General features: G+C 60.1%; 22 protein-coding genes, 1 tRNA gene and 1 pseudogene. 12 read left to right on the top strand and 12 right to left on the bottom strand.

The features are described 5' to 3' along the window. Nucleotides 1-186 precede the first annotated feature (186 nt). Nucleotides 187-1338, bottom strand: coding sequence for an ROK family transcriptional regulator (locus L4923_RS10015; RefSeq protein WP_239364316.1), 1152 nt, complete (start codon nucleotides 1336-1338; stop codon nucleotides 187-189). 95 nt (nucleotides 1339-1433) lie between these two features. Between L4923_RS10015 and L4923_RS10010 the strand changes: the two genes are divergently transcribed. The 9 genes and pseudogenes from L4923_RS10010 to L4923_RS09970 all read left to right on the top strand — a co-directional run bounded on the left by L4923_RS10010 (nucleotide 1434) and on the right by L4923_RS09970 (nucleotide 8949). Further along, entirely contained in the window at nucleotides 1434-2192 is a 759-nt protein-coding gene (locus L4923_RS10010) for an ATP-binding cassette domain-containing protein (protein WP_239364313.1), read from the top strand. After that, nucleotides 2189-3154, top strand: coding sequence for an ABC transporter permease (locus tag L4923_RS10005; RefSeq protein WP_239364310.1), 966 nt, complete (start codon nucleotides 2189-2191; stop codon nucleotides 3152-3154). Before L4923_RS10010 ends, L4923_RS10005 begins: the two co-directional genes overlap by 4 nt. Then, nucleotides 3151-4083, top strand: a complete 933-nt coding sequence (locus tag L4923_RS10000) for an ABC transporter permease (protein WP_239364301.1) — start codon at nucleotides 3151-3153, stop codon at nucleotides 4081-4083. The genes L4923_RS10005 and L4923_RS10000 overlap by 4 nt, the downstream gene beginning before the upstream one ends. Before the next feature lie 106 nt (nucleotides 4084-4189). Then, nucleotides 4190-5086: a sugar ABC transporter substrate-binding protein gene (locus L4923_RS09995; RefSeq protein WP_239364298.1), complete on the top strand. Its 897-nt coding sequence runs from the start codon at nucleotides 4190-4192 to the stop codon at nucleotides 5084-5086. A 61-nt stretch (nucleotides 5087-5147) separates the two neighbouring features. Next, entirely contained in the window at nucleotides 5148-6284 is a 1137-nt protein-coding gene (locus L4923_RS09990) for a glycoside hydrolase family protein (protein ID WP_239364295.1), read from the top strand. A 41-nt stretch (nucleotides 6285-6325) separates the two neighbouring features. Next, nucleotides 6326-7117 carry a 6-phosphogluconolactonase gene (locus L4923_RS09985; RefSeq protein ID WP_239364292.1) on the top strand — a complete coding sequence of 264 codons (792 nt, stop codon included), beginning with the start codon at nucleotides 6326-6328 and terminating at the stop codon, nucleotides 7115-7117. Next, nucleotides 7114-8103 (top strand): ROK family protein, encoded by a 990-nt coding sequence (locus L4923_RS09980; protein WP_239364289.1) that lies wholly within the window; start codon nucleotides 7114-7116, stop codon nucleotides 8101-8103. The genes L4923_RS09985 and L4923_RS09980 overlap by 4 nt, the downstream gene beginning before the upstream one ends. Nucleotides 8104-8337: 234 nt before the next feature. Continuing rightward, nucleotides 8338-8701, top strand: a pseudogene (locus L4923_RS09975) (ISAzo13-like element transposase-related protein); the annotation flags it as partial. Between the two features lie 161 nt (nucleotides 8702-8862). Next, nucleotides 8863-8949: transfer RNA gene (locus tag L4923_RS09970), tRNA-Leu, on the top strand. 94 nt (nucleotides 8950-9043) lie between these two features. Here L4923_RS09970 and L4923_RS31080 read toward each other — a convergent pair. From L4923_RS31080 to L4923_RS09915, 11 genes are all read right to left on the bottom strand, one after another. After that, nucleotides 9044-9256, bottom strand: a complete 213-nt coding sequence (locus tag L4923_RS31080) for a transposase (RefSeq protein ID WP_343303019.1) — start codon at nucleotides 9254-9256, stop codon at nucleotides 9044-9046. Between the two features lie 12 nt (nucleotides 9257-9268). Then, nucleotides 9269-10753, bottom strand: a complete 1485-nt coding sequence (locus L4923_RS09960) for an alkaline phosphatase family protein (RefSeq protein ID WP_239364287.1) — start codon at nucleotides 10751-10753, stop codon at nucleotides 9269-9271. Beyond that, on the bottom strand, nucleotides 10750-11901 hold the full coding sequence (locus tag L4923_RS09955; protein ID WP_343302964.1) for an aminotransferase-like domain-containing protein: 1152 nt from the start codon (nucleotides 11899-11901) through the stop codon (nucleotides 10750-10752). The genes L4923_RS09960 and L4923_RS09955 overlap by 4 nt, the downstream gene beginning before the upstream one ends. A gap of 78 nt (nucleotides 11902-11979) precedes the next feature. After that, nucleotides 11980-14070 carry a hydantoinase/oxoprolinase family protein gene (locus L4923_RS09950; RefSeq protein WP_239364283.1) on the bottom strand — a complete coding sequence of 697 codons (2091 nt, stop codon included), beginning with the start codon at nucleotides 14068-14070 and terminating at the stop codon, nucleotides 11980-11982. A 35-nt stretch (nucleotides 14071-14105) separates the two neighbouring features. Beyond that, on the bottom strand, nucleotides 14106-15731 hold the full coding sequence (locus L4923_RS09945; protein WP_239364277.1) for a hydantoinase B/oxoprolinase family protein: 1626 nt from the start codon (nucleotides 15729-15731) through the stop codon (nucleotides 14106-14108). A 103-nt stretch (nucleotides 15732-15834) separates the two neighbouring features. Beyond that, the gene (locus L4923_RS09940) at nucleotides 15835-17085 is read right to left on the bottom strand and encodes an extracellular solute-binding protein (protein WP_239364275.1); all 1251 of its coding nucleotides are present in this window, start codon (nucleotides 17083-17085) and stop codon (nucleotides 15835-15837) included. A gap of 118 nt (nucleotides 17086-17203) precedes the next feature. Next, the gene (locus L4923_RS09935) at nucleotides 17204-18334 is read right to left on the bottom strand and encodes a hypothetical protein (protein WP_239364272.1); all 1131 of its coding nucleotides are present in this window, start codon (nucleotides 18332-18334) and stop codon (nucleotides 17204-17206) included. Between the two features lie 3 nt (nucleotides 18335-18337). Next, complete coding sequence (locus L4923_RS09930) at nucleotides 18338-19606, bottom strand: ABC transporter substrate-binding protein (protein ID WP_239364271.1); 1269 nt, start codon at nucleotides 19604-19606, stop codon at nucleotides 18338-18340. Between the two features lie 24 nt (nucleotides 19607-19630). Further along, complete coding sequence (locus L4923_RS09925) at nucleotides 19631-20476, bottom strand: carbohydrate ABC transporter permease (protein ID WP_239364270.1); 846 nt, start codon at nucleotides 20474-20476, stop codon at nucleotides 19631-19633. Continuing rightward, nucleotides 20473-21429 (bottom strand): carbohydrate ABC transporter permease, encoded by a 957-nt coding sequence (locus L4923_RS09920; protein ID WP_239364269.1) that lies wholly within the window; start codon nucleotides 21427-21429, stop codon nucleotides 20473-20475. The genes L4923_RS09925 and L4923_RS09920 overlap by 4 nt, the downstream gene beginning before the upstream one ends. Then, entirely contained in the window at nucleotides 21429-22601 is a 1173-nt protein-coding gene (locus tag L4923_RS09915) for an ABC transporter ATP-binding protein (protein WP_239364268.1), read from the bottom strand. Before L4923_RS09915 ends, L4923_RS09920 begins: the two co-directional genes overlap by 1 nt. A 159-nt stretch (nucleotides 22602-22760) precedes the next feature. On the opposite strand from L4923_RS09915, the gene L4923_RS09910 reads away from it, so the two are divergent. The 3 genes from L4923_RS09910 to L4923_RS09900 all read left to right on the top strand — a co-directional run bounded on the left by L4923_RS09910 (nucleotide 22761) and on the right by L4923_RS09900 (nucleotide 25975). Beyond that, nucleotides 22761-23681, top strand: coding sequence for a LysR family transcriptional regulator (locus L4923_RS09910; protein ID WP_239364267.1), 921 nt, complete (start codon nucleotides 22761-22763; stop codon nucleotides 23679-23681). Nucleotides 23682-23888: 207 nt separating this feature from the next. Further along, nucleotides 23889-25106: a pyridoxal phosphate-dependent aminotransferase gene (locus L4923_RS09905; RefSeq protein WP_425530927.1), complete on the top strand. Its 1218-nt coding sequence runs from the start codon at nucleotides 23889-23891 to the stop codon at nucleotides 25104-25106. After that, nucleotides 25103-25975, top strand: a complete 873-nt coding sequence (locus L4923_RS09900; protein ID WP_239364266.1) for an isocitrate lyase/phosphoenolpyruvate mutase family protein — start codon at nucleotides 25103-25105, stop codon at nucleotides 25973-25975. Before L4923_RS09905 ends, L4923_RS09900 begins: the two co-directional genes overlap by 4 nt. Nucleotides 25976-25979: the final 4 nt, after the last annotated feature.

Raw genomic sequence — 25979 nt, 5'->3', positions numbered from 1 at the left:
AGTGTGACGTTCCAGCTTTGCAGAAACAGGACACGTCAACTTTGCGGCTACAGGGTTGCGGCATAAAACCATATGGGACAACTGGTCAATATTTGTTGCGAGGATCGGAGACCGTGGCGATCATTCGAATTGAATGATTTGCGGCGTCGGCGCTCCCCGAGATCACATACCGTCAGCGCTGCCCGTCTAGACGGAACTCGTCGCTGCGAGAATGGGCAGCGCGGCAGCTCCGAGAGCTCCACTTTCCTCACCGAGTTTACTCAGGCGAAGCCTCTGCTGGCCACCGTCCTGCCGAACCGATGGGCGCAGAGTTCCTAATGCTTCGACCAGGCGGTTGAGCATCCATGTCGGGGCGGTTCCACCAATGATCACGATCTCCGGATCAAACAGGTTTTCGACACTTGCCAACCCAACGGACAAGGCTTGGGCCGCTTGAAGGATCCATCGGGTAAAATCGGGGTGGTTGCCATCGGATAAATCGAAATCCGGCCCCAACGACTGTCGCATAGAAGCGAGCGAAAGATACTCGCCGAGGCAGCCCTTGTTGCCACAATAGCATTGCGGTCCTGCAGGATCCACGATGATATGACCAAACTCGCCTGCGTTGCCGCGAAAGCCGCGGTAAGGCTGGCCACGGATCACGATACCACCGCCAACACCTTCGCCAACGAAGACGTAAAAGAAGTTATTGACATCCTTTGCCTCTCCGTAGAGCCGCTCGCCGATCGCCGCCGCCGTGGCATCGTTTTCCAGAAAGACGTCCACGCCGGTGCGAAGCGCAATCCGCTCGACGATGTTCCGGCTTTGCAGCGCGCGAACACTGCCCGGAGAGGGGATTCCCGGCCAATCTACGTCAAAGGGGCCCGGCGTCACGATCCCGACGCCAAGGCACCTGTCGACATTGTGCCTTTCTGCAAAACCCACGTGGATCTCGGCCACGTAGTCCACCCATTCCCCGGTATCCCGGGGAAGGCGGGCATCACGCCGTGTCTCGATGACTTCGCCGACGAGATTGACCGCAACGGCAAGAAGATGACTGTCGTCGACACGTATGCCCAGGGCATAGCCGCCATCCTTGGAAATTTCGATCTCGATGGGCGGCTGGCCACGGCTGGATCTTCGCCGGCCCGCTTGGCGCACCAGTCCTGCGGCCTCAAGACCCTCCACGATGTTGGCAACTGCCTGCGGCGTCAGACCCGTGGTGCGAGCGAGTTCGGCTCGGGACAAGCTCCCGTGCAGCCTGAGGGCGTGAAGGATGACGCGACGGTTATGGCTGCGCATATCCGCCGGAGTGTTCGCGGATAATTGGCTGGATTCTGGAATCGATCTGTTGGACATGACACCTCGAATATCCGATTAAATTAAAACAATGAACTTGATTTAACGCGTGAGCCTGTTATGAATAGAAAAATGTTCCTGCATGGGGGAAAAGGTTGGCTGACGTACCGTTCATTCAGTTAACAGGCATCACAAAACACTTCGGCGGGGTGCATGCGCTAAAAGGCGTTGACCTGTCGGTGGCGGCAGGGGAGGTCGTCGCCTTGGTCGGCCACAACGGCGCGGGAAAGTCCGTCCTGGTGCAGATTCTCTCCGGCGTGTTCCCGCCAACGGCGGGGGAAATCCGTGTCAACGGCCAGATGACGACGTTCGGCTCGCCGGTTGATGCGCGTCATCACGGCATCGAGACGATTTACCAAACCCTGGCTCTTGCTGACAATCTGGATGCCCCGGCCAATTTCTTCCTGGGGCGAGAGTTGAAAACCACCCTCGGCTTCCTCGACAAGAAGCGTATGGCTCGGGAAGCTGCCAAGGCACTCATTGAGCTCAATCCCAACTTGGTGGATGTCGAGCGCCCGGTACGCCAGATGTCAGGCGGACAGCGTCAGGCGGTCGCCATTGCCCGTGCCATTCACTTTGATGTCCGCCTGCTGATCATGGATGAACCGACCGCCGCGCTCGGACCCCATGAGACGGCACAGGTCGCGGAACTGATCAAGCGCTTGCGCGCGCAGGGCATCGGCATCCTGCTGATTAGCCATGACGTACGCGACGTTATGCAGCTTGCCGACCGTATCGTGGTGCTGAAGGGCGGGCAGATCGTCGGCTCCGTGGTTCCCAGTGAAAGCAGCGAAGACGAAGTGGTGGATATGATCATCCGCGGCCGCCGCCTGCCTGCAGGACGTGCGGAATGAGCACTTCGGTCAAGCGCCGCCGCCTGTTGGGCCGCTTCATCTCACCGATCTGGATGGTCCTGATCGCGGTCGTCATCATCGCAGCTTTCATTTCGGACCGTTTCCTGAGCCCCTACAATATGGTGACGGTCCTGCAGCAGGGCGTAGTCACCGGCATTGTCGCGCTCGGAATGACGGTGGTTCTCATCGGGGGGCAGTTTGACCTTTCCACCGGCGCGATCGTCATGATGGCGGCAGTGATGGCGTTGGTCATCGGTCCGTCGGATCCAGCCAGTATCGCCCTGGCTATCATCCTTCCCCTTATGTCGGGAGCCTTTATCGGCGCCGTCAATGGTCTCGTGGTATACAAAGCCCGGGCCAATTCGATCGTCGCCACCATTGGGATGCAGTTCTTCCTGTTCGGCGCGGTGCTGGCAGGTGTTTCCGGGCAGCATGTGCGTACCGACAACATGGCTGCCGGCTTTTCCGGGCTCGCAAACGCCAAGTTGTTTGGTATTCCGTTGCCTGTCTACCTGTTCGTGGTTCTGGTCGTGGTGCTGTCCGTTGTGATGGACCGGACTGTGTTCGGCCGACACGTCTATGGTATCGGCGGCGACGAGGAAGCCTCCCGGCGCGCCGGCATCCGCGTGGTATGGACCGGCACCCTGACCTTTGTCCTGTCCGGAATGCTGGCCGCACTCTCGGGCATCTTCATAGCCTCGCTTGTCGGCAACGTCGACCCATCCGCCATCGGCGGGTACGCGTTTCCCGCACTCACGGCCGTCGTCCTTGGCGGAACCAGTCTAAGCGGCGGCATGGGGCGGCCATCCGATACAGCGGCGGCGATCCTGGTCATTGCGGTCATCAACAATGTGATGACCATCCTGAATTACCAGTATCCCATCCAGCTGCTGGTACAGGGGGTCGTGCTCGCCGGTGCTGTCGCGTTCTACTCGCTCCGACGCGTGGAGTTGGCGCCATGACATCACCCTCCCTCAAAGCGTTGGTGATCGGGCTCGTCATCCGCACGCCGCTGATACCGTTGCTGGTGCTGGCGAGTTTCGTTCCAGGCTTCTGGTCGGTCGGCAATCTACGAACGCTCGCAGAATCCGTTTCCATCGATGGGATCGTCGTCATCGGCATGACCATTGTCATGATCGCCGGCGGGTTCGATCTGGCGGTCGGCTCGGTGCTCGCGATGGGCGGGGTGGCCGCAATCGTTCTCCTGCCTTACGGCCTGCTAGCCTCCATTGTGGGATCTGCTGTTTTCGGCGGCCTCGCCGGGCTTCTTTCGGGAGGCTTTGTGACGCGGCTCCGGATCAATCCCTTCATTGCCACGCTCGCCGTCATGGTCATCGTGCGGGGAGCAACCCTTGCCTACACCGACACGCGGCCGGTCGTCGGACTCGACGACACCTTCCTGGCACTCGGCGGCGGATATCCCCTGCCTTACGCGTTCATCGCGATGATCATCATTGCACTCCTGGGACATGTGCTTCTCTCCTGGCGCGCCTGGGGTCGGCATGTCTATGCCGTCGGCGCGGACGAAAGGGCGGCCGCCATGTCAGGCCTGGCCGTCTCGCCTATCAAGCTGCAGTGCTATGGATTGTCAGGGCTTCTCGCAGGTCTGGCGGGCTTCCTGCTTGCCGCCAGGTTGGGAACGGGCTCACCGATCGTGGGCGATGCAACCCCATTGACCGCTGCTGCGGCCGCCCTGATCGGGGGTGCGAGCCTGCGCGGAGGCCAGGGCTCAATCCCCGGCGCCATGGCCGGTCTCCTTTTTGTGGGATCGCTGGTCAACCTAATGAATCTTCTCGGCATGCCCTCCTATTACCAGCGGATGGTTATCGGAACGATGCTCATCGCGCTAGTGGTCATCGACGGTGTGCTCCTGCGCCTGCGGCAACGCTGAGAACACCTGCGCCGCCGTGGCCGGCGTTCCGGCTGGAATCCAAGAAAGGGGAATACTCGTGAGAATCTTCGGAAAACTACTGCGTTGCTCGGTCCTCCCGATCCTAATGGCCATACCACTTGCGGCTTCGGCCGAACCGATCGTCATCGGTCATTCGCAGCCGAATCTCGGCTGGCCGTACATCGCGGCCTTCAGCAATGCGCTCGAAGCTGCAGCCAAGAACGCTGGCGATGTCGAGGTGGTGACACTCAGCGCCGACGGCGACATTGCCAAACAGAGTACGGATATTGCGTCACTCGTGAACCGTAAGGTCAACGTCCTGCTCGTCACATCCCTTGACGCGAATGCAGTGGCGCCTGCTCTGAAACAGGCCCACGATGCCGGCATTCCAATCCTCGCCGTGTCGAACGAACCCGCGAAAGTCGCACAAGACTTCCTTGCAGGCTTTTCCGGCCCGGATGACTATGTGCAAGGCCGGCTTGCCGCGGAGCTGCTCAACGAGGCTTTGGCCGGCAAGGGCAACATCGCCATCATCGAAGGCTCACCCGGTCAGAGCACGACGCTCGCGCGGACCCAGGGCCTGAAGGATCGTCTCGCGGAACTGAAGTCCGGCATTACCATTATCGGCGCCCAAACCGCCGACTGGAATCCGGTCAAGGCCAAGGACGTCGCCCAAGCCTTCCTGACGGCCTATAGCGACGACCTCGCCGGCGTCTTCGCGCAGGATGACAACAGTGGGGCTGCTGCGGCCGAGGTGTTCAAGGCGGCGGGCCGCAGCGACATCAAGGTCGTCGGAACCGGTGGCACCATTAACGGCCTCAAGGCGATCAAGGAGGGCCTGGTTTACGGCACGGTCGAACAATCGCCGGCAAAAGATGCCGAGCAGGCTTTGAAGTTTGCGCTCGCGCTCGCCAAGGGCGAATCCCTTCCCGAAAAGCGGAATGTCATTCCCATGGCCAAGATCACCGCCGGCAACGTCGACCAGTTCAAAGGCGAGTGGTGAGGAAGTTTGCCAAATAAAGCGGCGCCGACGGCGCCGCTTCCATGAATGGAGCCTGATTTTTATGTTTGATCCCCGCGTCGGAATGAAGATTTACGACAATGCCTGGTATCTGGGTCACGAGCTGGAGCCTGAGGAAGCTGCGGATGTGCTTTCCACTATGGGCGTCACGTACGTGCTTGCGCAAAGTCGTCTCCTGCCGATGCAGGACACTGCCATCGAAAGCATCCCTACAGCGCTGGAACGTGCTCGCTTTGAAACGCTCGATGACCGCAAATTCCGTGACGCCCTCCAGGCGCGGGGTATTGCTTATTTTGCCAGCCTGAACGTCGGTTTTGACCCGAAGTACATTGCGACACATCCAGAGTTGCTTCCGATCGACCAGTTTGGCCAGCGCGAGGAGAAAGCGGACTGGTACATTGCCTTACCGCCCGATCGGCGGGAGTTCATGGCCTACAAGATCGGCCTGCTGAAAAAGGCTGTCGCCGCGCTGGAGCCCGACGGGGTGCACCTCGGCTTCATCCGATGGCCGGGCTTCTGGGAAATATGGCTGCCCGACGTTGAGCGCGGCCAAATGCCGGATTATTCGTACGATCGGGCCACGCTGGGACGCTTCTATGCCGACACCGGCATCGACGTTGTCGACAAAGATCCCGCGACCGCAGCGCGTTTGCTGGCCCAGGAACATCGCAGTGGGTGGCGCGACTGGAAATGCAGCGTGACCACGCGCGCTGTAGGGTCCATCCGCAATGCCCTTCGCACCATAAAGCCGGATGTGAAGATTGCCATCAACACGTTACCCTTTTTCCTGGATGACTTCGATAATGCGGTCGAAGAGGTCTTTGGTCAAAGCCCGGCGCGTCTTGCTGAGGTTTCCGACGTGTTTGAGGTCATGGCCTACCACCAGATCCTCAGGCGCGATGCGTCCTGGCCCGGGCAGATCGCCTCCGATATCAAACGCAGGAGCCAAAAAACAACCGTCTGCACGATTCAGGGCAATGCTCTTTACCTTGAGGGCATGCATGCCGGACGGGGTCGCGCCGAGAAGATCGAGACGGAAGAATTCCTGCGGGCCGTGGATGGCGTGGAAGCCAGCGCGGCCGAAGGCATTTGCGTATTCACGTTTACGGACTTCCTCGACATGCGCAAAACCTCGGACGGGCTGCGACGCATCGACAGGCTTCGGGCATTCCGACGTTAGCGGATTTTCCAACCGATCCCGTGAGGGCAAGGATTAATGACATGAAAGTTCGTATCCACGAGACGCCGAGCGATGTCGGAATGCACTTGGCTCGGCGCATTTTGGCTGGCATCAAAACCGCAAACGAGACTGGCCGTGCCTATGTGCTCGGCTGCCCTTCGGGCCGCAGTCCCATGCCGATCTACGAGGGGTTGGCGTCGTTGCTCGCCGAGAACGCCATCGACTGCTCGCGGCTGATCATTGTCATGATGGACGAGTACCTTGTGGAGACTTCAGCGGGGACGCTGCAGCCCCCGCCGGCCTCCGCACATTTTTCCTGCCGGGGGTTTGGAGAGCGGCATATCGTCGGGTGTCTCAACGCCGTGCTTCCCGAGGCTTGGCGGGTTCGTCTCGAAAATCTCTGGCTACCTGACCATACCGCACCCGATACCTATGACGGACGGATCGCGGCGGCAGGCGGCATCGACTTCTTCATTCTGGCGTCGGGAGCGGGCGACGGCCACATCGCGTTCAATCCGCCTGGCACGTCGCGACAGGCGACAAGCAGGATCGTGGAGATGGGCGAGCAGACCCGGCGGGATAACTTGGCCACATTCCCAGAATTTACCTCGCTTGAGGAGGTTCCCCGGCACGGCATCACCGTAGGCGTTGCATCAATCGTCCAGCTGTCGGCGGCGGCCGGCATGATCGTATGGGGCTCAGGTAAGCAAGCTACCTGCCGCCGCCTCGCCGAGGCCACGACGTATGATCCGGCTTGGCCGGCTACCATTGTTGCGGAATGCCGGGGCGGCGAGTTGCACGCCGACCGCAGCGCGGCCGAGGGCCTGCAATGAACGCCAGGGGAAGCCATGCCATCGGCATTGATATCGGCGGCACCAAAACGAAGGCATGCCTGGTCCGGATCGCCGATGGAGCTGTCCTGTTCGACAAGACCGTCGTAACTCCCTGCTGCGAGGGTGGTCAAGCCGTGCTCGATCTGGCGGTTGCGCTGGAGGCCGAAGTGCGGAGCCATGCGGCGAGCGTTCATGAGGCGGAATGTCCACTCGGGGTCTGCCTCCCCGAACTGGTTACCAACCGGGGCGAGCCGGGGACGGCATTCAATTTTGAATGGCGGAACCTGAGCTACAAAGCCGCACTGTCGAAGGTCGTTCCGGTTCTCATCGAAAGCGATGTGCGCAGCGCCGCGTTCGCAGAGGGCTGGATCGGGGCCGGCCGGGATGCGCAGACATTCGTGTATGTGACACTCTCAACCGGCGTAGCCTTCACATTGGTCGTCAACGGCCGACCCTACCGCGGGGAACGCGGTTATGCGATTCATTTCGGCAACAGTGAGCTGGTGACCTTCACGGATGCTCCGGAACCCGTCGAGGTTAGGCACAACCTTGAACTCCTTGCCAGCGGCAAAGCCCTTGGGAGGCGTTACGGGGCGCTGACAGGCGATCCCACCACAACGGGCAAACATCTGTTCCTGGCCGCCGCAACTGACCCGCGGGCCAAACAACTGCTTGAAACCTCTCTTCTGTCCATAGCGTCCTATTTGGGGCAGATGATCAATATGCTGGATCCCGGAAAGGTCGTAATCGGTGGCGGAATGGGCGGGAACCCGGCCATCAATGCTCGCCTCGCAGAACTTACCCGGCCTTTCATCCTTGCCGAAGATGTGCGCGACATTCCGATTTTGCCGGCCGTACTCGGCGATGATGTCTGCGCGATCGGGGTGGCAGCCATGGGCGCGGGCGCGGAGGCAAAGGGCGGCTCCGCATTATGGAGGGCACCCACCCACGACCCCGAGCTGTCGGTCGACGCACGACTGGACTGAGGCATGCAGTGGCCGAAGCACTTTCATGAAGCGGACCTCGCGATCCCACTACTACTTGAGTCGGATGGACCGGCATCCCTTGGCCTGAAGCTGCAAGCGTCGAAGTAGAAAGGAACGGAGGTGAGATCGACATCGACATGAAGCCACTCGCCGCCGGCTTGTTTCACGTGATGAACCGCTTCCCTTATCAAAGCGGTTGCAAGGCCGCTTCGCCTCAACGTGATCGTTATCATCGAGGGCTGGGTCAGCGTCGGGATCACCGCCTACACGGCCGAGTTCGCAGTCCAATCGATCCGCACGTGGCGCGAGCGCATGGGGCGCGGGCGCTATCCGCGTGCCCACGAGCTGACGATCACGGCGGACTGCGGCGGCTCGAACGGGATGCGCGTGCGGCTGTGGAAGCGCGAGCTCCAGACGCTCGCCGACGAGAGCGGGCTCACACTTCACGCCCGTCACTATCCGCCGGGCACATCGAAGTGGAACAGAATAGAGCACCGACTGTTCTGCCACATCACGCAGAACTGGCGCGGCCGTCCGTTGACCGACCGCCTCTCCGTGGTCGAAACTGATCGGCGCGACGACGACCAACACCGGGCTCAAAAAGTGGTTTGTTTACCAATCCACAGAAAATCACGACAACGTGAAAACGCTGGATTTTCAAGGCGGTGGCGGTGTAGGAGAGGTGAGTGAGAAAAACGCCGAAATGGCGCTACGAGCCGGCTAGGAGCCGACAACCTGGGCTACAATCGGCGGCAATGTGCGGGCGTGGCGGAATTGGTAGACGCAGCGGATTCAAAATCCGCCGTCCTTACGGATATGTCGGTTCGAGTCCGACCGCCCGCACCATACTCCTGGGTACAGGTCCTGGTGCCATCACCGCCAGCACGAACGCGGGCACCGCATCCGCGACCTTGCGGAGTTCGCGACGGCAGGTGAACAACTACTGCGGCGACAAGGCGTGACGGCGGGCGACGGCACTCACCGTCGCGCCCGGCTCAAAGCTCTCCGCAACGATCCGCGCCTTGTCTTCGGCTGACCAGTCCCGCGTACGCCCCGCGCCCGTGAAGACCTCAAAACCGCCAGACCGGTTCGTCGATGTCGACGTTCGATTTAAGCGTAAGCTCCCAGCTTGTGCGCCGCGAAGGCGCCGAATGGCACCAAGCTCTCAGCTCTCTGCCATTCCCGCCTCAACGTAGATGCTGTCGTTGACCCACACACGCCGTAAGATCTGTCGGAAGTTACCGATGCGGGCTTCGAAGGTGTCGCGCCGGATTTGTGGCTTCGCGTTGCCGTTCGGTGTCAGCACTTCGTGTAATACCCGCCCGGTTGACGTTTCTGGTATTCCGACTCCCATGGTATGGAGGATCGTGGGCATGAGATCGCAAATCCCAGAAGGAGTGACGGATACAGGCCCTGCCTGCGAAAAAAGCGATCCGGCGGCAATGCCGACTGCAGCCAGTTCTTTCGGATGTAGACCGCCATGGACGCCGAGGCCAGTGCGGCGGTCGTTGTCGTAGAAGGTGCCTCCGATAAGCCCGAAGGGATCCAAACCGTCATCCGCGCGGAAGGAGAAGGAGACGTCCGGTGCGCGGACATGATCGGCGAACACAAGATGGTTGCCGAAACTGCCGGGAGCGATACCCTCGGTCTCGTTCTTCGCGCGGGTGAAGACCGGCCCACACCATCTCTGGCTCGTGATCGTGGTCACCAGGCGCGCAACTTCTGCGTCAGTTGGATCGGCGAGATAAAGCGCGCCGACCTGACCAGGTACGACCACGAGATCCACATCAGGCGCAGGCGCGATGCCTGGCCTGAAACCGGCATCGCACAGACTGTCGGCGATGGAGACGCGGGTATGGCCGGTGATGTGCCCGTGATCCGAGACGGCGATGATCTGCACGCCGGCGGCACGGCCTTCCGCTTCCCACCAGTCGAGCACGCGGCCGAACTCGCGATCGCAATGGGCGATGATGCCGCAAGTCGCCTCGGCACCTGTACCATGAAAATGCGAGCTAACGTCAGGTTCGCCATAAGAGAGGATTGTGACGTCCGGTCGGCATTTGGGCCAGACCACATTAAGGAAAGCCGAGGTGATCCAGTCTTGGCCGACGGTGTTGGGCTCGATCTTGGGAGGCTCGGGTGGCAATGGACCCAAGCGGTCTTCGGCTTCCGCCAACACCTCGTCCGGTGTACAGGCCTCCCGAAAATGGCCCGAAAGCCGCACATGCCCAAAATCCTCCGCCTTGTGGTGGAAGAAGCGGGTGGTCCCAGGCGTGTTCGTCGCCAGAACAGCGAGGCTGCGTCCGGCCGAAGCGAGGATTTCGCCGAGCGCTGGGGCCGACATCAACCGGCCGCCGCTCTCGAGGTCGAGCTGGCGCAAGAGAATCGCATCAGCCGTGTCGATGTAGCGCTGTGGCGTAACGGAACGGTCGACATATTTGTTGCCGACCATGCCGTGCCGGCTGGTCGTAGCGCCGGTAACAAGGCTCGGGAAAGCTGAGCGAGTTTCGCTGGGATAGACCGTGCGGTGGTTCGACAAGGTGACGCCCAAGGACTGCAAGCGGTAGAGGTTGGGCGTCAGTGTGGCGGAGATCAGGTCAGGGCGAAGTCCGTCGAAACTGACAATGAGGAAGCGCGGACCGCTATTCATCGGGCCATCGCTCCCGATGTTGCCCTTGCCCCACGCGCAGACTGCAGCAAGTCTCCGATCACCGTCATTGCCGCTTGCAGGTCATCGCGGCTGTCAGGGCTGCCGATGACGAGGCGTACACAATTTGGAGAATATTTCGGGTCCGTTGCGAACAGCCGGCCCGGCCTGATGATCACATTCCTGGAGGCGCATTGCGCGACCAATTCATCCTGATCGATGATCCCTCCAAGGTTGACCCAAAGGAAAAGCGCATCGTCCCGAGTCTGAAACGGAATGTCACCAAGGCAATTCACCGCGATCTTTTGTCTGGCGATCGCCTCTTCGCGCACACCGGTCACCATCTTGGCGATCGATCCGTTTGCCAGCCACAGGTTCAGCAGCTCCACGGAAAGCGACGCCGGGTACCAGGACGACATGCCGTAGAAGCGATCCCATGTCTTCCGCGCTGCCTTGTCATCAGGCGTGACAAGGTAACCTACCCGCACACCTGCCCCGACGCATTTGGCAAAGCTCGTGATGTGCCAGGTGATATCAGGAGCTAACGCCCCAAAAGGGACCGGAGCATCTTGCGGGAGGAGGCCATAGACATCGTCCTCGAAAATGCTGACCCCGTATTTTCGCGCGATACGGGCGATCTCGTCCCGGCGCTGCCGCGACATCACTATAGTCGTCGGATTGTGGACCGTCGGCATCAAGAACAGCGCCTTGGGTTTGAACGCGCGGCACGCCGTTTCGAACGCCTCGGGATCGGCGCCGTCATCATCCATGGCAATGAATTCCGTCCGGATCCCCTGAAGATGCGCCTGTTTTCGGAACCCGTGGTAGCTCAACGGCTCCATCAGGACTGTGTCGCCCTGTCCCGCAAGGCAGGCCAGCGCCAGAACCATTGCATTCTGAGCGCCGTTGGTCAGGATGACGCGCTTCGGATCCACGGACGTTTTAAAGCGAGCAGTCAGCCACTCGGCCGCTATCGACTTGTCCTCTTCCGTGCCGGAGAACCGGTGCAGCCTCATCATGTTGTCGATTTGCGGCAAGTCGCTGAGCGCGCGCAGTCCGTCCTGGACCGCAAGTTTCAGATATGCCGAAGCGGGCGGCGTCGACCGCTCAAGACTGATCGGCGAGTGTGGGCTGAGGCCTGCGTTTGCCATGTCGTTCTTCCATTTCTTTTCGTTTGCGCTGATGCTGGGAACTGGTCGGCAGGCGTAAGCCGCTAAGTTCCCAGGGTGTTAGTGCGTCCCCGGCCCGAGATCGATGATGACGTTCAACGACGGATCAACGCTCAGCCTGCTTCCCGGACCCGCAACGATTGTCGTCTCAGTTTCCTCGACGATAGCCGGACCGAGGCATTCGAAGCCGGGAGGCATGAAGAGACGATCCAGAATCTTGCAGTCGACATAACCGCTTTCGGAAAACCAGACTTTGCGGCTGCCCTTCTGCGGCGACCCGTTCATGGTTGCGACCGGAAACCTGAGGTTGAGATCTCGAGGCGCCGATTTCGCCCTCAGCCGCCATGTCGTGGCTTCGATTTCCACGCCTTCGATGCGGCGACCAAACAAGGCCTCATAGGCCTGAATGAAACTGTCCTCTATCGCCTGCCGCGATCCTGCATCGAAGGTTCCCAGCGGGACTGGAGCGCAGACTTCGAATCCTTGACCGGCGAACCGCAGATCGGCGCTTCGCTCGAATATGATATCGCCGTCTGCGGTTCCGGCATCGATCAGTAGCGCCCGTCCCGCGTCTTCCATCTCGCGAAACATCGCGGTGAGTTCTGCCCAGTCGATCAGGGACAGACGGCTCATATGACTGCGCGATACTGTTGTCGTCGGGGACGAAACAAGCATCCCCAATGCAGACATGACGCCTGCCCCGGGAGGAATGATGATCCGATCGATCCCGAGGCGCCTTGCTATTCCAAACGCATGCGAAGGACCCGCTCCCCCGAAAGCGAGAAGGCTCTGCTTCGATGGATCCTTGCCGTTTTCGGTCAGATACATCCGTGTCGCGGAGGCCATGGCTTCATTGACGATGTCATGAATGCCCGCGGCCCCTTCCACCGTCGTTGTTTCGAGGGCATCCGCAATCACATCCCTGATCGCATTCGCCGCTTTTCCCAGGTCGAGCTGAACCTTGCCGCCAAGCGAATTTTTTGGCGACAAATAGCCGAGGACCAGATTGGCGTCCGTCACGGTGGGCTTAGTGCCGCCCAGGCCGTAGCAGGCAGGACCCGGTTTTGAGCCTGCACTCACCGGTCCGACTTTTGGAAGGCCCATCGCATTCAGATGGGCAATCGATCCGCCGCCCGCTCCGATTTCGATGAGGTCGATGACCGGCAATTTCAGTGGAAGGCCTGAGCCTTTCTTGAAGCGCTTTGCGCGCGCGGCTTCGAATTCATTGGAACGGCGCGGCTCCCCGTTTTCGAGGAGACACATCTTCGCCGTCGTGCCTCCCATATCGAATGAAATCACATCGCGCACATTCGCGACATTGGCAAAATAAACCGACGCCATGGCACCGGCGGCCGGACCGGATTCGATGAGCTTTATCGGTTCGTCGCAGGCAATGCGCGCAGTCGTCATACCCCCTTCCGAGAACATGAGCTGGAGACTGCCAGAAAATCCCACTTTTCTGAGGCGCTCGCCAAGACTGGAGAGATATGTCCGCACTATCGGTTGAACATAGGCATTCGCGCAGGCCGTATTGGTGCGCTCGTATTCGCGGATTTCTGGAGCCACGTCCGAGGAAAGGCTGACCGGGATGCCGGGCATCCGATCATGGATTAGCCGCCGGACGTGGCGCTCGTGATCCGTGTTGAGGTAGCTATGCATGAAGGCAACGGCGATGGCCTCGACGCTGCGGCGTTCGAACAGATCGAGCGCGGCGGTGACGTCCTCTTCCCGCAACCGGTGAACGACCGTTCCCTTTGCGTCGATCCGTTCATGCACTTCGCAGCGCAATTCGCGCGGAACGAGCGGATCCGGCCGTTCCAGAAACAGATCGTAAATATCATAGCGCGCCTCGCGACCGATCTCGAGCGTATCGCGAAAACCGCGCGTGGTGATCAGGCCAACGCGGGCGCCCCGCCTTTCGATGATCGCGTTGGTGACGAGCGTCGTCGCATGCGCAACATGAGCTACGTCCTCGAGGCGAAATCCGTGTTTCCCCGTTAGAGCTTCCATGCCCTTTACGATGGCGTCGGCAATGTCGCTGTAGTCCGTCAGCGATTTCCAGAAATGGACCTCGCCGGTCTCTTCATTGAGAAGTACGAAATCGGTGAAGGTTCCGCCGACGTCGACTCCTATGCGAAGTTTCTTGGGCATTCCACCATGGCCTTTGCTGTTTGGGAAACTGACCATCAGGCCGTGTAACCTGAGGCCTTGTCTGAGGCGATCAGCGCCTGCGAGCGTTCAGCGGGGTTGCCAAATCCACCGCCGCCGGCGAAGCTGAGCGTGATGGTTTCGCCAGGGTGGAGTTCCACGCGTGACTTGGGGTCGAGTGACACGCCGTTTCCCAACGCTGCTTTTGCGGGCGAGCCGTTGCCACCGCCTTGAAGCCCTCGCGCCGGATATTTCGTTCGCTCCACCATCAGGGAAACCTGGATGGGACGTTTCCCAACCGCTTCGATTTCGATTTCCTGGCCCAGGCCGCCACGGAAGCATCCCTGTCCCCCGGAACTCGCCAGGAGCTCTTTTCTCTGGATCAGCAACGGCGCGGCGCCTTCGAACATCTCGATGCTGCCGGCACCGGTGTTTGTCGGAAATGGCATGCAAGACAGCCCGTCGCCGCGTGCACTCGCGCCCATGCCTCCGCTACACATCAGCATCTGGGAGAAGCGCTCCCCGTCTGCCCGGGCGCCGCTGAACATGGCGCGAAGAGAGGGCGCGCTTCCTGATTCCGCCAAAATGCGGTCCGGGGCCGCCTGCGCCAGGCATTCGAAGATAGCGCCCGCCAAAAGCTGTCCGGTCAGGTGGCGCGCATTGCAGGGTGCTGGGAAAACAGGGTTCAGAATCGACCCTTCCGGTGCGTGGACCTTTATCGTTTTATAGGAACCTTCATTATGCGGCGTTTCAGGATCGAGAGCGCATTTCAAAGGATAAACGGTGTAGGAATACGTGTAGTTGAGGACAGAATTGATCCCAAAGTTTACTTGCGGTGATGTTCCGGAATAATCGACCGAGAGGTTTGCGCCATCGACCCGCAGGCAGCAGTGGATTTCCGTCTCTCTATCGCCATAACCGTCCGCTTTGACCACAGCGCGATATTCGCCATCGGGCAATTCCATGATTGCCCGGCCCATCGCAGCTTCAGATTTTGCCTGAAGCGCGCCTGAGACGCGCGACAGGTCACTCAGTCCCGTGGCTGCGAGGAAGTTGCAAAGCCCCTTTTGCGCCACGGAATGTGCGGAGATCTGTGCGAAGATGTCTGGGATCACCTGGTCGGCCACGCGCACGTTGGCGCGGATCAGATCCAGCAGATTCGCGTTTGCCTTGCCGCCATCAAGCAACTTCATCGGCGGAATCCGCAGGCCTTCTTCGAAGACGTCGTGACAGGTTGCCGACAATGACGTTCCGCCAATGTCCGGCAGGTGTGCGACGCTGGCGACAAAACCGATGAGCTTGCTTTTGAAATAGACGGGAGAAGCAACGACAAGATCAGGCAAGTGACCCGTTCCGAGCCATGGATCGTTGGTCACCACACAATCGCCTGGATGCCATTCTTCAGGCGGGGTGATCTTCAATAAAGAGGAAAGGGTTCGCGGGAGAACGCCGACGAAGGACGGAACAGCGCTGGAATTCTCAGCTAGATTTGCGGCGTTTTCATCCAGTAGAACAACAGCATAGTCATTGGACTCGCGGACAATGGTAGAGAAAGCTGTTCTCTTCAGCGCGATAGCGGCCTCATCGGCAATCGAAATCAGGCGGGACCACATGATTTCAAGGTCGATGTCGCTGATTGGCTTTGTGTCGGTGGTGGCGAGCAAGATCTGTTTTTCCTTGAAAGTTCTTCGGTTGCGGCGGATCTGAGGTAGATCGGGTCCGAAGCAGGGCCATTCCGGGTCGAAATGGCCCTGTCCGGGCACGGACTTAGTGGATCATCCCATCGATCTTGTCGGCCATTTCGCCGAGGACCGTCTTTGGGTCCTCATGATTGATGAGCACGCGACGCAGGTAATCCTTCACCGTGTCGCTGACCTTGACCGGGTCGGCGCCTGGATAGGGGTTCCAGTTCGTCAAGCGTGCTGCTGATGACAATGCCGTCGCGCTGTTCTCATTTGCGCGATAGTAGTCGCCCAGTAGGTCCGGCCGATCGATGGCGATTGTGTTCACCGGGACCGCGCCGACACCCTTGACAAGGATCGTCTGCCCCTCCGGACCGACCAGGAACTTGGCAAATTCCCAAGCTGCCTTCTGCCGTGCCTTATCGTGGCTGAGAATGACGAGCGAACGCCCCCCGGCCGGAAGTCGCCCAGACTCGGTGAGCATCGGCCACGGGAGTGATTTCAGCTTGAACCGGCCCTGTGCCACCTCTTCAATTTTACCGATGGCCGCACTGTAGGATGCAAACACACCCACCGTGCCCGACGCGAAGGCCTGGAGCATTTGCGGCTGGGTCATGTCTACGGTACCGGTTTTTCCGAAATCACGCAGGATCTGCAGCGCCTTGAGGCCGCTTTCGCCGTCGAACGCAATGTCCGACCCGTCAGCGGTCAGGAACGGCTTGCCCTGAGACGTGACCAGCGCCTGGAAGGTCCAGTTTCCCGCCGACTGATAATCGAAGAGGCCACCGACATGGTCGTTGCCGAGCGCCTGAACTTTTTTGGCCGCCGCGGTCAGGTCATCCCAGTTATCAAGTGCGTCGATGTCCGTGACGCCGGCCTTCGTTAGAAGGTCGATGTTCAGATAGATGATCGGTACAGACGTGGCATAGGCAAGCGCATAGCTTTCGCCGGAAAGCTGGCCGAATTCGTCCAATGAAGGTGCGTAGCCGAGACCAGACCAGTTCGGGTCCTTTGCGATCAAGTCGTTCAAAGGGACAGCCAGATTGCGCGCAGCAAGAATCTGAATACTCTGATTGCCCTGCAGGGAAATGTCTGGAAGGTCACCGATTGCCGCTGAACGCAGAGTGGTCTGCAGCAATTCATCGTAGGTGTTTGGGACTGGGGTGCGGAATTTGATCTTGACGTCCGGGTGTAGCTTCTCGAACGCTGCAACGGTTTGCTCGAGGACGCTGGTGTAAGCGTTCGAGGAATAGGTGACGTCGAGTTTGATAGGTTCAGCCGAGGCCGTATTCGCGACGAATAACAGCGGGAGTGTACAAGCTTTGATCATTCGCATCAGCATTTTCAGGTCACCCTTAAGTCGTGGATTTGAGCGATTGAGGTAAGGTGATTTGTCCATCGACAAACGACCTTCGAAAATATCTGCATGGCGTTCGAACAGGTTGGTCCATCATTCAGCCATCGGTTGAAACGCTGGTGCGGGGCTCTCCCAGGAGACTCGCCAGCTCGGCCTGCAAGGCCTGGTTTCGGGCCATCAATTTGATGACGGTGGCAGCAGTGGCGCTGGCGCCGCGCTCGCCGACGAAGAAGAAGTGCCCGCCGTCAATGGTCGCGCCCAGTCGCTTGGGAAGGTCAGCGACGAGTGAGGAAAGCTTTGTCCAGCTCGTAGCATCCATCGATCCTCCCTGTGCCGCATAGGAGCTTGCATAGCGACGAACGATGATCTGTGCGTTCATGTGCGCCCAGCCGGTGATGTCGCCGAGCGCGTGGCGAAAATCACGCTGATCGGTGGGCGCGATAGGCAAGGCCATGGGCAGAGTGTCGAGATCGTCTGACGCCGCGGGGCTGCCGCGTTCGTGCCTCAGGGCCGGTGGCGTCGCGACGAGGACATACTTCTCATAGTCTTTCGAGGGCAGCACCTTGCGGCCAAGTTCGGCCTCAATGGCGGCAATCTCCGCCAGCCACGACAGCCGGCGCGGAACCCCGGACACCGGTGATCCGGCGACGTCCCAAAACCCCTTGTCGTCGACCCGTTCCATCGACCGGTCGTCGCCCGAGCCCGATGGGAGGGGCGGCCGGGCCGCCATCGGTATGAACGCTTCGATGTCGACACCTCGCTTGCGCAAGGCGACGGCGAGCGGGCCCACCACATTGCTTGCCATACTCCACGCAAGGATGATCACCGACCGCCGTTGTCCGGCAGTTGCCGTGGCGTCAGCGATAAGTTCGCTCAATGCGTCGGCCCATTGCAGCCGGGTCACGTCGCAAGATGCCGATACCGGGAAGTGTGGACCGGTTGCCACAGATGGTGCGAGAAAGCCATAGCCGGCCTCGCCGAGCCAATGGTCGAGAAAATCCTGCGGGTTGCCGTCCGGATAACCATAGGAAACCCGCGCCAGATGTCCGCCACCGGGTATAAACACCACGAGCGGCGTCGACAGCGCGCGACCGGGTCGATGGTAGACCAGCATCGGCACGGCTGCCGCAATTGTGAACGTTTCGCCATTCATCAGGCCGGGCGACGCCGCCATGGTCGAAGTTCCGTGATTGGTGTTGAAGGAAATCTGGCGCAGGTCGGGAGTCATGGCCTAGCCTTTCGGCAGCAGGGCCGTCACCTCCTTGGACATGGACTCCAAGGCCTCGGAGGGAGACTGCCTTTGCTGCACGACATCCCGCATGCGATCCCGAATGACCGTTGAAATCTTGGCACCATTCGCGCCGGGGTACGCGTACCAGCCGTCCAGCAGGGATAACTGCTCAATGACGGGCTTCATATTCGGAGATTTTGCATAGAAGGGAGCCAGCCGCTTGGGATCTTCGGCCACCTGGCTGTTAGCAACCATATAGCCGCTTTGGGTCGCAACTATGGTTTGCCCAATCGGGCCTGATGCAAACTTCATGTAATCCCATGCCGCTTGCCGGGTAGAGGGGTCCTTTGCGAACATGATACTCATCGCGCCGCCGGCCGGCAGACGGGCTTTTTCGCTGAGCAGCGGGAAACGGCCAACGACAGTCGTTACCTGTCCATTGGATTGTTTTTCGTACAGGCCGACGTCCGAGCTTGACTGGACGAATATGCCGATCTTGCCAGCCGTGAACGCTTGCATCGCCTGGTTTCGTGTCATGTCGACCTGGCCTTGGCCCGCTGCCCCAAAGGCCTTCAGCAGTTGAAGCGCCCGCAACCCGTCCGGCCCGTCGAACGCAATTCGGCGCTCGTCCGCGCTCATCATTCGGCCTCCCTGGCTCTCGATCAAGGCGATCCAGAACCAATCGAGTTGATCGTAGTTAAAGAAGAAGCCGAGTAAGCCGGCTGCAGGATCATTGATCTTGGCAGCAAGCGCCAGGATGTCCTCCCATGTCGTCGGAAGCTTGCTCGGATCCGCCCCGGCCGCTCGAATAAGGTCGACGTTGTAGTAAACCACGGGCACCGACACGGTAAACCCGAGGCCGTAGTTCTTGCCGTTGAGTGTGCCGATGGAAAGGACCGACCGGGGCAACACATCCACACCTGCGGCCTTGTCCGCTGCAATCAAGTCGTCCACAGGAACGGCAAGACCCCGATCAGCAAAAATCCGCAGCCTGTTGTTTCCATTGAAGGCCACGTCCGGGAGGGATCCCGAGACTGCCCCCCGCAGGATCATCTGGGCGAGATCGTCATAGTTGGCTTGCGAAGTATCGAGATCGATCTCGACACCAGGGTTGTTCTCCATGAATGCTTTGGCGACTGCCTGATGCAGCGAAGCGTAAGGAGCGTGAGCGGCAACCCGCAGCTTAATTTTGCTCTGAGCGCGGACATGGCCGAACGGCAAAGCTGAAGCGGCGGCACCCAGGATAATCTGTCGACGTGTGGGCATCATAATATACCTCTTAGGGTTACAGTCTTATTTCACCGCGCCGCCCGTCAGTCCTTCGACGAACCATCTCTGGGCGGAAAGGAATGCGGCAATGAGGGGTGCGACCACGATGGTAGCTGCCGCCATGAGGGGGCCGTAGTCGTTGCCAGCCTCCTCGTTCTTGAAGGCCATGATGCCGAGCGGCGGCGGCATCAAATTTTGGTCTCGTACCGCGATTAGCGGCCAGAATAGGCTGTTCCAGTGGGAAACGACGGAGAAGATCCCGAAGGCGATGATCGCCGGCAGCGCCATCGGCACCATGATCTTCCAGACAATCGCGAATTCTGAAAGCCCATCGAGGCGGGCTGCATGAATGACATCGTCGGGGATGGTCTTGAAGAACTGCCGGAATAGGAAGATGCCGAAGGGCGAGACGATATAGGGCAAGATCAGCGCCGCATAGGTGTTGAGGATGCCGATTTGGTAGCCGAGGATGAACAGCGGCAAAGCCAATACTTCATGCGGCAGAAGCAGCGCGATCAAGACCATCGCGAAGAGGAGGTTGCGGCCGGGGAAGTCGAGCTTGGCAAGCGCGTAGGCGGCTGGCGCGCAGACGGCGACCTGGAGGACGACGATCATGGTGCAGACGATGACGCCGTTCAGCATATACTGCGGCAGCGGTGCTTCGGTGAGCGCCCTGGTATAGTTCTCGAGCCCATAGAACTGCTCCGGCCAGAAGCTGAAGGAGGCGCGGAAGATCTCGCCCGGCGGCTTGATCGACAGTGATACCATCCACACGAACGGAATGAGGATCAGCGCGCCGGTGGCAAGAAGTGCGGTATGGCGAAGAATGGCCGAGGGCAACGCCAAGCGCCGTGTGTGCTGAGTGCTCATTGGTAGTGAACCCTTTTGTCCATGACGCGCGCCTGGATCAGCGTCAGGGTGACGACGATAGCGAGGAAGACGACGGCGACGGAGGCGCCGTAACCGGTGCGCAGGTACTCAAAGCTCTCGCGATAAAGGGTGAAGAGCAGCATCTCGGAGGCATGCCCGGGACCACCCTGCGTCAGAACCTGCACGGTGTCGAAGGTCTCGAATGCTCTGAGCGCCACGACGATGAAGACGAACATGGTGACGGGCCCCAGCATCGGCAGCGTCACAGTCCTGAGCCGGTCGAGCCAGAGGTCGGCGCCATCGATGTCGGCGGCATCGTAGAGATCCTGCGGGATGGACTTCAGCCCCGCAAGGAACAGCACCATGGCATAGCCGAGGTTCTGCCAGATGCCGATCATCGCCAGCACCGGCAGCACCGTGTTCGCGTCGCGCAGCCAGTTGGCGGTCGGCAGACCGAGGCTGGCAAGCGTCTGGTTGACGAGACCGATGGTCGGATGCAGCAGCGCCTCCCAGGCGATCGCCATCGCCGTCAGCGTCGCCATGAACGGCAGAAAGTGGATGGCGCGGTAGAACGCTCGGCAAGACTTGCCGCTTTCGATTAAAAGCGCGATCACGAGGCCGAGCATGATCGTGCCCGGCACGACGATCACGGCGTAGAGGATGGTGTTGATGAGCGAGGCGCGGAAGCCCTCGTCGGCGAACACTTCCCGGAAGTTGTCGAACCCGACGAACGAGAGCGAACTGGCGCCGAACTGCCAGTCGGTGAGCGCGATCGCAAAGACGGCGAAGACTGGCAGGAAGAACAGGGTGACGAGCAACAGCAGCGCCGGGCCCGCGAGCGCCCACGCGGCGAGCGTCTCGGAGATCCGCTGGCGACGGAGCGCCGCGCGGGTTGCCGGCGTGACGGATGCGGAGCCGGCCTGCTGTTCGGCCGAGGACGCGGCGATGCTCATCAGGCGTGCTCCTTCATGCGCAGCACCGTGCCGTTCGGGCGGTTGTCCGGGCGAAGGCGCCTGCCGTCAGCGGCGAAGAGCAGCAGCCGTTCCGGCTTGACGCCGAGATGCAGGGTCTGGCCCGAGGTGATATGCGGCGCGCGCTCTGCCAGGAGCCGCGCGATGACCGGATGATCACTCCCCGGCACGGCGAGATGGACATAAAGGTCGGAGCCCATGTGCTCGGTGAGCCGCACCGAACCGGTTAGGACGTTCTCGCCATGGCTATCGACCAGATGGAAGGCCTCCGGCCGGATACCGAGCGCCAAAGTCGTGCCATGCGCCAGATCGGCAGGGATAGAAAAGCTTGTGCCGGCTGTTTCCGCAAACCCGTCTTCGCGCAGCTTCGCCTCCAGCATGTTGATCTTCGGCGAGCCGATGAACTCGGCGACACGACGGTCATCGGGATCTGCATAGATTTCCTGCGGAGGCGCGACCTGCAGTAGCTCGCCGTCGAGCATCACCGCCACCCGGTCGGACATCGTCATCGCTTCCGACTGGTCGTGGGTGACATAGACGAAGGTGACGCCGAGCCGCTTGTGCAGTTCCTTGATCTCGGCCCGCATCTGCACCCGGAGCTTGGCATCGAGATTGGAAAGCGGCTCGTCCATTAGGAAGACGGCAGGTTGGCGGACCATCGCGCGCCCAACGGCGACTCGCTGGCGCTGCCCCCCGGACAGCTGACCGGGTTTCCGATCCAGGAGATGGCCGATGCTCAGCGCATCGGCGGTCCGCCTTACATCCTGGTCAATCTGGTCAGCCGTCACCTTCGTTCCAGGTAGCAGGCGGCCTACCAGCGGGAGCCGCTGCCAGGCCGACAGCCGCCGCATCCTCAGCGGCAGAGCCATGTTTTCCAGCACCGTCATGTGCGGATAAAGCGCGTAGGACTGGAAGACCATTGCGACGTCGCGCCGCTTCGGCCGCACACCGTCTACCACCCGTTCGCCGATCGCCAACGAGCCGCCGGTCTGCACCTCGAGGCCCGCCAGAATGCGCAGTAGGGTCGATTTCCCGCAGCCCGAGGGACCAAGCAGCGTCAGGAATTCGCCGTCAGCGATTTCAAGCGCGACGTCCTTCAGAACAGAGGTCGCACCAAAGGATTTACGCATGCTCCGTATCGATATTTCCGCCATTTTGTTCCCCTTCATTTTTCGAGGGCCCTTTACCAGGCCAGAAGTTTTTGGCGTTGGTAGGTAGCTATTCAGCGAGTTTTGCTACAAGTAAATGACAAGCATCGAATAATTCGATATCAAATGGGCGATTCGCGATATCAACCTGATGGAATGAGCGAAATGTCGGACAAGGAAGATCTGTCTTTGAACGCAGTACGTGCGTTCGTGCAAATTGCCCGTGAACATAGTGTTACGCGCGCGGCCGAGAGTCTTGGGATAACCCAAAGTTCTGCGAGCCGTCATTTGGCGGTCTTGGAGGAGTATCTCGGCGCCAAACTCGTCGAGCGCCGCGGCCGCATCACGCAACTGACCGATTTCGGTCGCCTGTTTGCCGATGCCGTCTCCGAACCGTTGGAGACGATACTGTTTACCGCCAATCGGATGCGCCGCGGCGACCGGAAGGAAGCGAACCGTCTTATCGTGCGGACGTCGCTATCCACCTTCTCCTATACCCTTTTGATCCCCAACATTCAGAACTTCTCCAAAGAAATGGGCGGCGTTACCGTGGATATCGTCAGTTCACTGTCTGCCCCTGCGGCCACCGACAATTTCGATGTCCTGCTGACACGCGACCTGGCACTGACGCAAGCCTCCGACCGGTGGGACATCTATGACGAGCAGCTTGTGTGTGTCGGGACACCGAAATTCGTCGCGAGGCGCAGTCTCGCCTCTTTGCGCACCACACCGCTCATAACGGTCACGTCAAGGCCCGACATCATTCCAATCTGGACCCGCGCCCTGGGACTGAAGACCACCGATATCCTCTCGGGGGCGCGATATGATCACCACTATCTGGCTCTGCCCGCTGTCGCGACGGGGCAGAGCTTGCTGGTAACGCCCCAGATCCTGGTCGCCGATCTGATTGCTCAAGGCCTCCTGGAGATCTTGCCGGGATCGCGCGTCAACAGCGGAAAACAATATCACGCCTACGCCCTCGACCGAAGCCACAATCCGGACCTTGCCCGCGCCTTCTGCCGATGGATCACCAGACTGTGCCGAAAAGCCGGCGCAATGGATGGCACGAATGGAAACGCGGAGTAATTCGCAGGCCAAAGGTCGATCGTTGAATTGAAGCAAGCCAGACTTTCTGTCTGAACTGCAGCCGGCTTGTTTTTGTAATGCCGCTCACATTGAAAAATCCGATTTCAACCCATCAGAAATGCGATGGATAAGCTGGCCGATCCAGTCTCCCCAGCCTAGGTTGCCTCGACACCAACGCGCCGACTTGGCGCGGGCAAGGAGGCTACATTGACTGTCATCTCGAAAAGGCTCGGCGCTGTTAAGCCGTCGGCCACCAAGGCAATGACCGCCAAAGCGCGCGAGTTGAAGGAGCTTGGAAAAAGCGTCATCGCACTGAGCGCCGGAGAACCCGATTTCGACACCCCTGAGAACGTCAAGGACGCCGGCATCGATGCGATCCGTTCCGGCAAGACGAAGTACACCCCGGTTCCCGGTATCCCCTCTCTCCTCAAGGTCATTCAGGAGAAGCTCGAGTGCGAAAACAATCTGCACTACGCGACCAATCAGATCACCACCGCCTGCGGTGCCAAGCAGATCCTCTTCAACGCCCTCTTTGCAACACTCGATCCGGGCGACGAGGTGATAATTCCGGCGCCCTGCTGGGTGTCCTATCCGGATATGGTGCGTCTGGCCGGCGGCTCCCCGGTCATCGTTCCCTGCAGCGAAAAGGATGGTTTCAAGCTCACGCCGGAAGCGCTTGAGGAGCACATCAGGCCGCGCACGCGCTGGCTGATGTTGAATTCGCCGTCCAACCCAACTGGCGCGGTTTATGCCGCGGACGAGCTTCGCGCGTTGGCCGAGGTGCTCAGAAATCATCCGCATGTCATGGTGCTCGCCGACGACATCTATGAAAAGCTCGTCTATGGCGATGCCAAATTTGCAACCATCGCAGCTGTGGCGCCGTGGGTGTACGACAGGACATTGACCGTCAATGGCGTCTCAAAGGCCAACGCCATGACAGGCTGGCGGCTCGGCTACGGAGCTGGTCCAGCGGACCTCATCAAGGCCATGAACACCATCCAGGGGCAAACCGCCTCGCATACGAGTTCAATCTCCCAATACGCGGCGGTTGAGGCCATCGGCGGCGATCAGTCCTACCTTGGGGGTTTCGTAAAACAGTATGAGGCCCGCCGGGATCTCGTCGTCAGGAAACTCAACGAAGCCTATGGCGTGCGCTGCACTGCTCCAGATGGCGCCTTCTACGTCTTCGCGTCTTGCGAAGGTCTGATCGGGAGGCGAACGCCCGCCGGCCAGATCATCAAAACGGACGAAGACGTCGCGATGTTTCTGCTCGAGGAAGCTGGCGTCGCTGTTGTTCCCGGTTCAGGTTTCCTGATGTCACCCTACTTCCGAATTTCCTACGCCTCGTCCGAAGAAGAACTGATTGAAGCATGCGATCGGATCATCGCGGCTTGCGAAGCACTTGCAAAAGGAGAAGCCGCATGACCAAAGCGAAACAGTTGCGTGATCGCATGGCCGAACACGGTCTGGTCCACATCATGGCCGCCCACAGTCCTCTCTCGGCAATTCTCGCCGAGGAAGCCGGCTTCGACGGCATCTGGGCCTCCGGCTTCGAACTTTCCGCTCTTTATGGCCTTGCCGACATGAGCCTGATCACGATGACCCAGCATCTCGACATGCTCCGCGCCATTGCCGGTCAGTCGTCGCTGCCGATCGTCGCCGATATCGACACGGGATACGGCAATGCCTTGAACGTGATTCATGCCATCCGTGAATACGAGAAGGCCGGCACGGCAGCTGTCGTGATCGAGGACAAGACCTTCCCGAAGGTCACCAGCCTCGCGGCGGACGGCCGCCAGGAACTGCTTCGGATCGAGGAGTTTCAGGGCAAGATCGAAGCCGCGGTTGCGGCGCGAACCGACCCGAATTTCATCGTGATCGCCCGCACCGAAGCCCTGATCGCCGGTTTGGGTGAAGAGGAGGCGCTGTCGCGTGGCAAAGCCTATGCCGAAGCCGGCGCGGACATGATTCTGGTCCACTCGAAAAAGAAGGATCCTGCCGAAATCGAGAGCTTCTCGCGGGCGTGGAAGGGTCAGGTCCCGCTGGTCATCGTACCGAACGCCTATCCGGAACTCGATGCCACGCGCATCCGCGCGCTCGGCAATATCAGCATGACCATCTACGGCAACTACGGCATCCGCGCCGCGACCACAGCGATGCAGGATGCCTTCCGGCGGATCATCGCCGACGGCGGCGTGCAGAATGTCCATAAGGACATCGTGCCCGTCGACGAGATCTTCCGCCTTCAGAAGATGGATCAGGTCAAGGCCGCCGAAAAACGGTTCCTGAGATAGGTAG

This window comes from Terribium retamae (assembly GCF_022347545.1).
Taxonomy (GTDB): domain Bacteria; phylum Pseudomonadota; class Alphaproteobacteria; order Rhizobiales; family Rhizobiaceae; genus Mesorhizobium; species Mesorhizobium retamae.
This window is presented reverse-complemented; position numbering and strand designations above follow the sequence as displayed.

Coding starts and splice junctions, on each gene's coding strand:
- L4923_RS10015 (WP_239364316.1), bottom strand. CDS start 1,338: ATGTCCAACAGATCGATTCCAGAATCCAGCCAATTATCCGCGAACACT.
- L4923_RS10005 (WP_239364310.1), top strand. CDS start 2,189: ATGAGCACTTCGGTCAAGCGCCGCCGCCTGTTGGGCCGCTTCATCTCA.
- L4923_RS10000 (WP_239364301.1), top strand. CDS start 3,151: ATGACATCACCCTCCCTCAAAGCGTTGGTGATCGGGCTCGTCATCCGC.
- L4923_RS09995 (WP_239364298.1), top strand. CDS start 4,190: ATGGCCATACCACTTGCGGCTTCGGCCGAACCGATCGTCATCGGTCAT.
- L4923_RS09990 (WP_239364295.1), top strand. CDS start 5,148: ATGTTTGATCCCCGCGTCGGAATGAAGATTTACGACAATGCCTGGTAT.
- L4923_RS09985 (WP_239364292.1), top strand. CDS start 6,326: ATGAAAGTTCGTATCCACGAGACGCCGAGCGATGTCGGAATGCACTTG.
- L4923_RS09980 (WP_239364289.1), top strand. CDS start 7,114: ATGAACGCCAGGGGAAGCCATGCCATCGGCATTGATATCGGCGGCACC.
- L4923_RS09960 (WP_239364287.1), bottom strand. CDS start 10,753: ATGAATAGCGGTCCGCGCTTCCTCATTGTCAGTTTCGACGGACTTCGC.
- L4923_RS09955 (WP_343302964.1), bottom strand. CDS start 11,901: ATGGCAAACGCAGGCCTCAGCCCACACTCGCCGATCAGTCTTGAGCGG.
- L4923_RS09950 (WP_239364283.1), bottom strand. CDS start 14,070: ATGCCCAAGAAACTTCGCATAGGAGTCGACGTCGGCGGAACCTTCACC.
- L4923_RS09940 (WP_239364275.1), bottom strand. CDS start 17,085: ATGCGAATGATCAAAGCTTGTACACTCCCGCTGTTATTCGTCGCGAAT.
- L4923_RS09935 (WP_239364272.1), bottom strand. CDS start 18,334: ATGACTCCCGACCTGCGCCAGATTTCCTTCAACACCAATCACGGAACT.
- L4923_RS09930 (WP_239364271.1), bottom strand. CDS start 19,606: ATGATGCCCACACGTCGACAGATTATCCTGGGTGCCGCCGCTTCAGCT.
- L4923_RS09925 (WP_239364270.1), bottom strand. CDS start 20,476: ATGAGCACTCAGCACACACGGCGCTTGGCGTTGCCCTCGGCCATTCTT.
- L4923_RS09920 (WP_239364269.1), bottom strand. CDS start 21,429: ATGAGCATCGCCGCGTCCTCGGCCGAACAGCAGGCCGGCTCCGCATCC.
- L4923_RS09915 (WP_239364268.1), bottom strand. CDS start 22,601: ATGGCGGAAATATCGATACGGAGCATGCGTAAATCCTTTGGTGCGACC.
- L4923_RS09910 (WP_239364267.1), top strand. CDS start 22,761: ATGTCGGACAAGGAAGATCTGTCTTTGAACGCAGTACGTGCGTTCGTG.
- L4923_RS09900 (WP_239364266.1), top strand. CDS start 25,103: ATGACCAAAGCGAAACAGTTGCGTGATCGCATGGCCGAACACGGTCTG.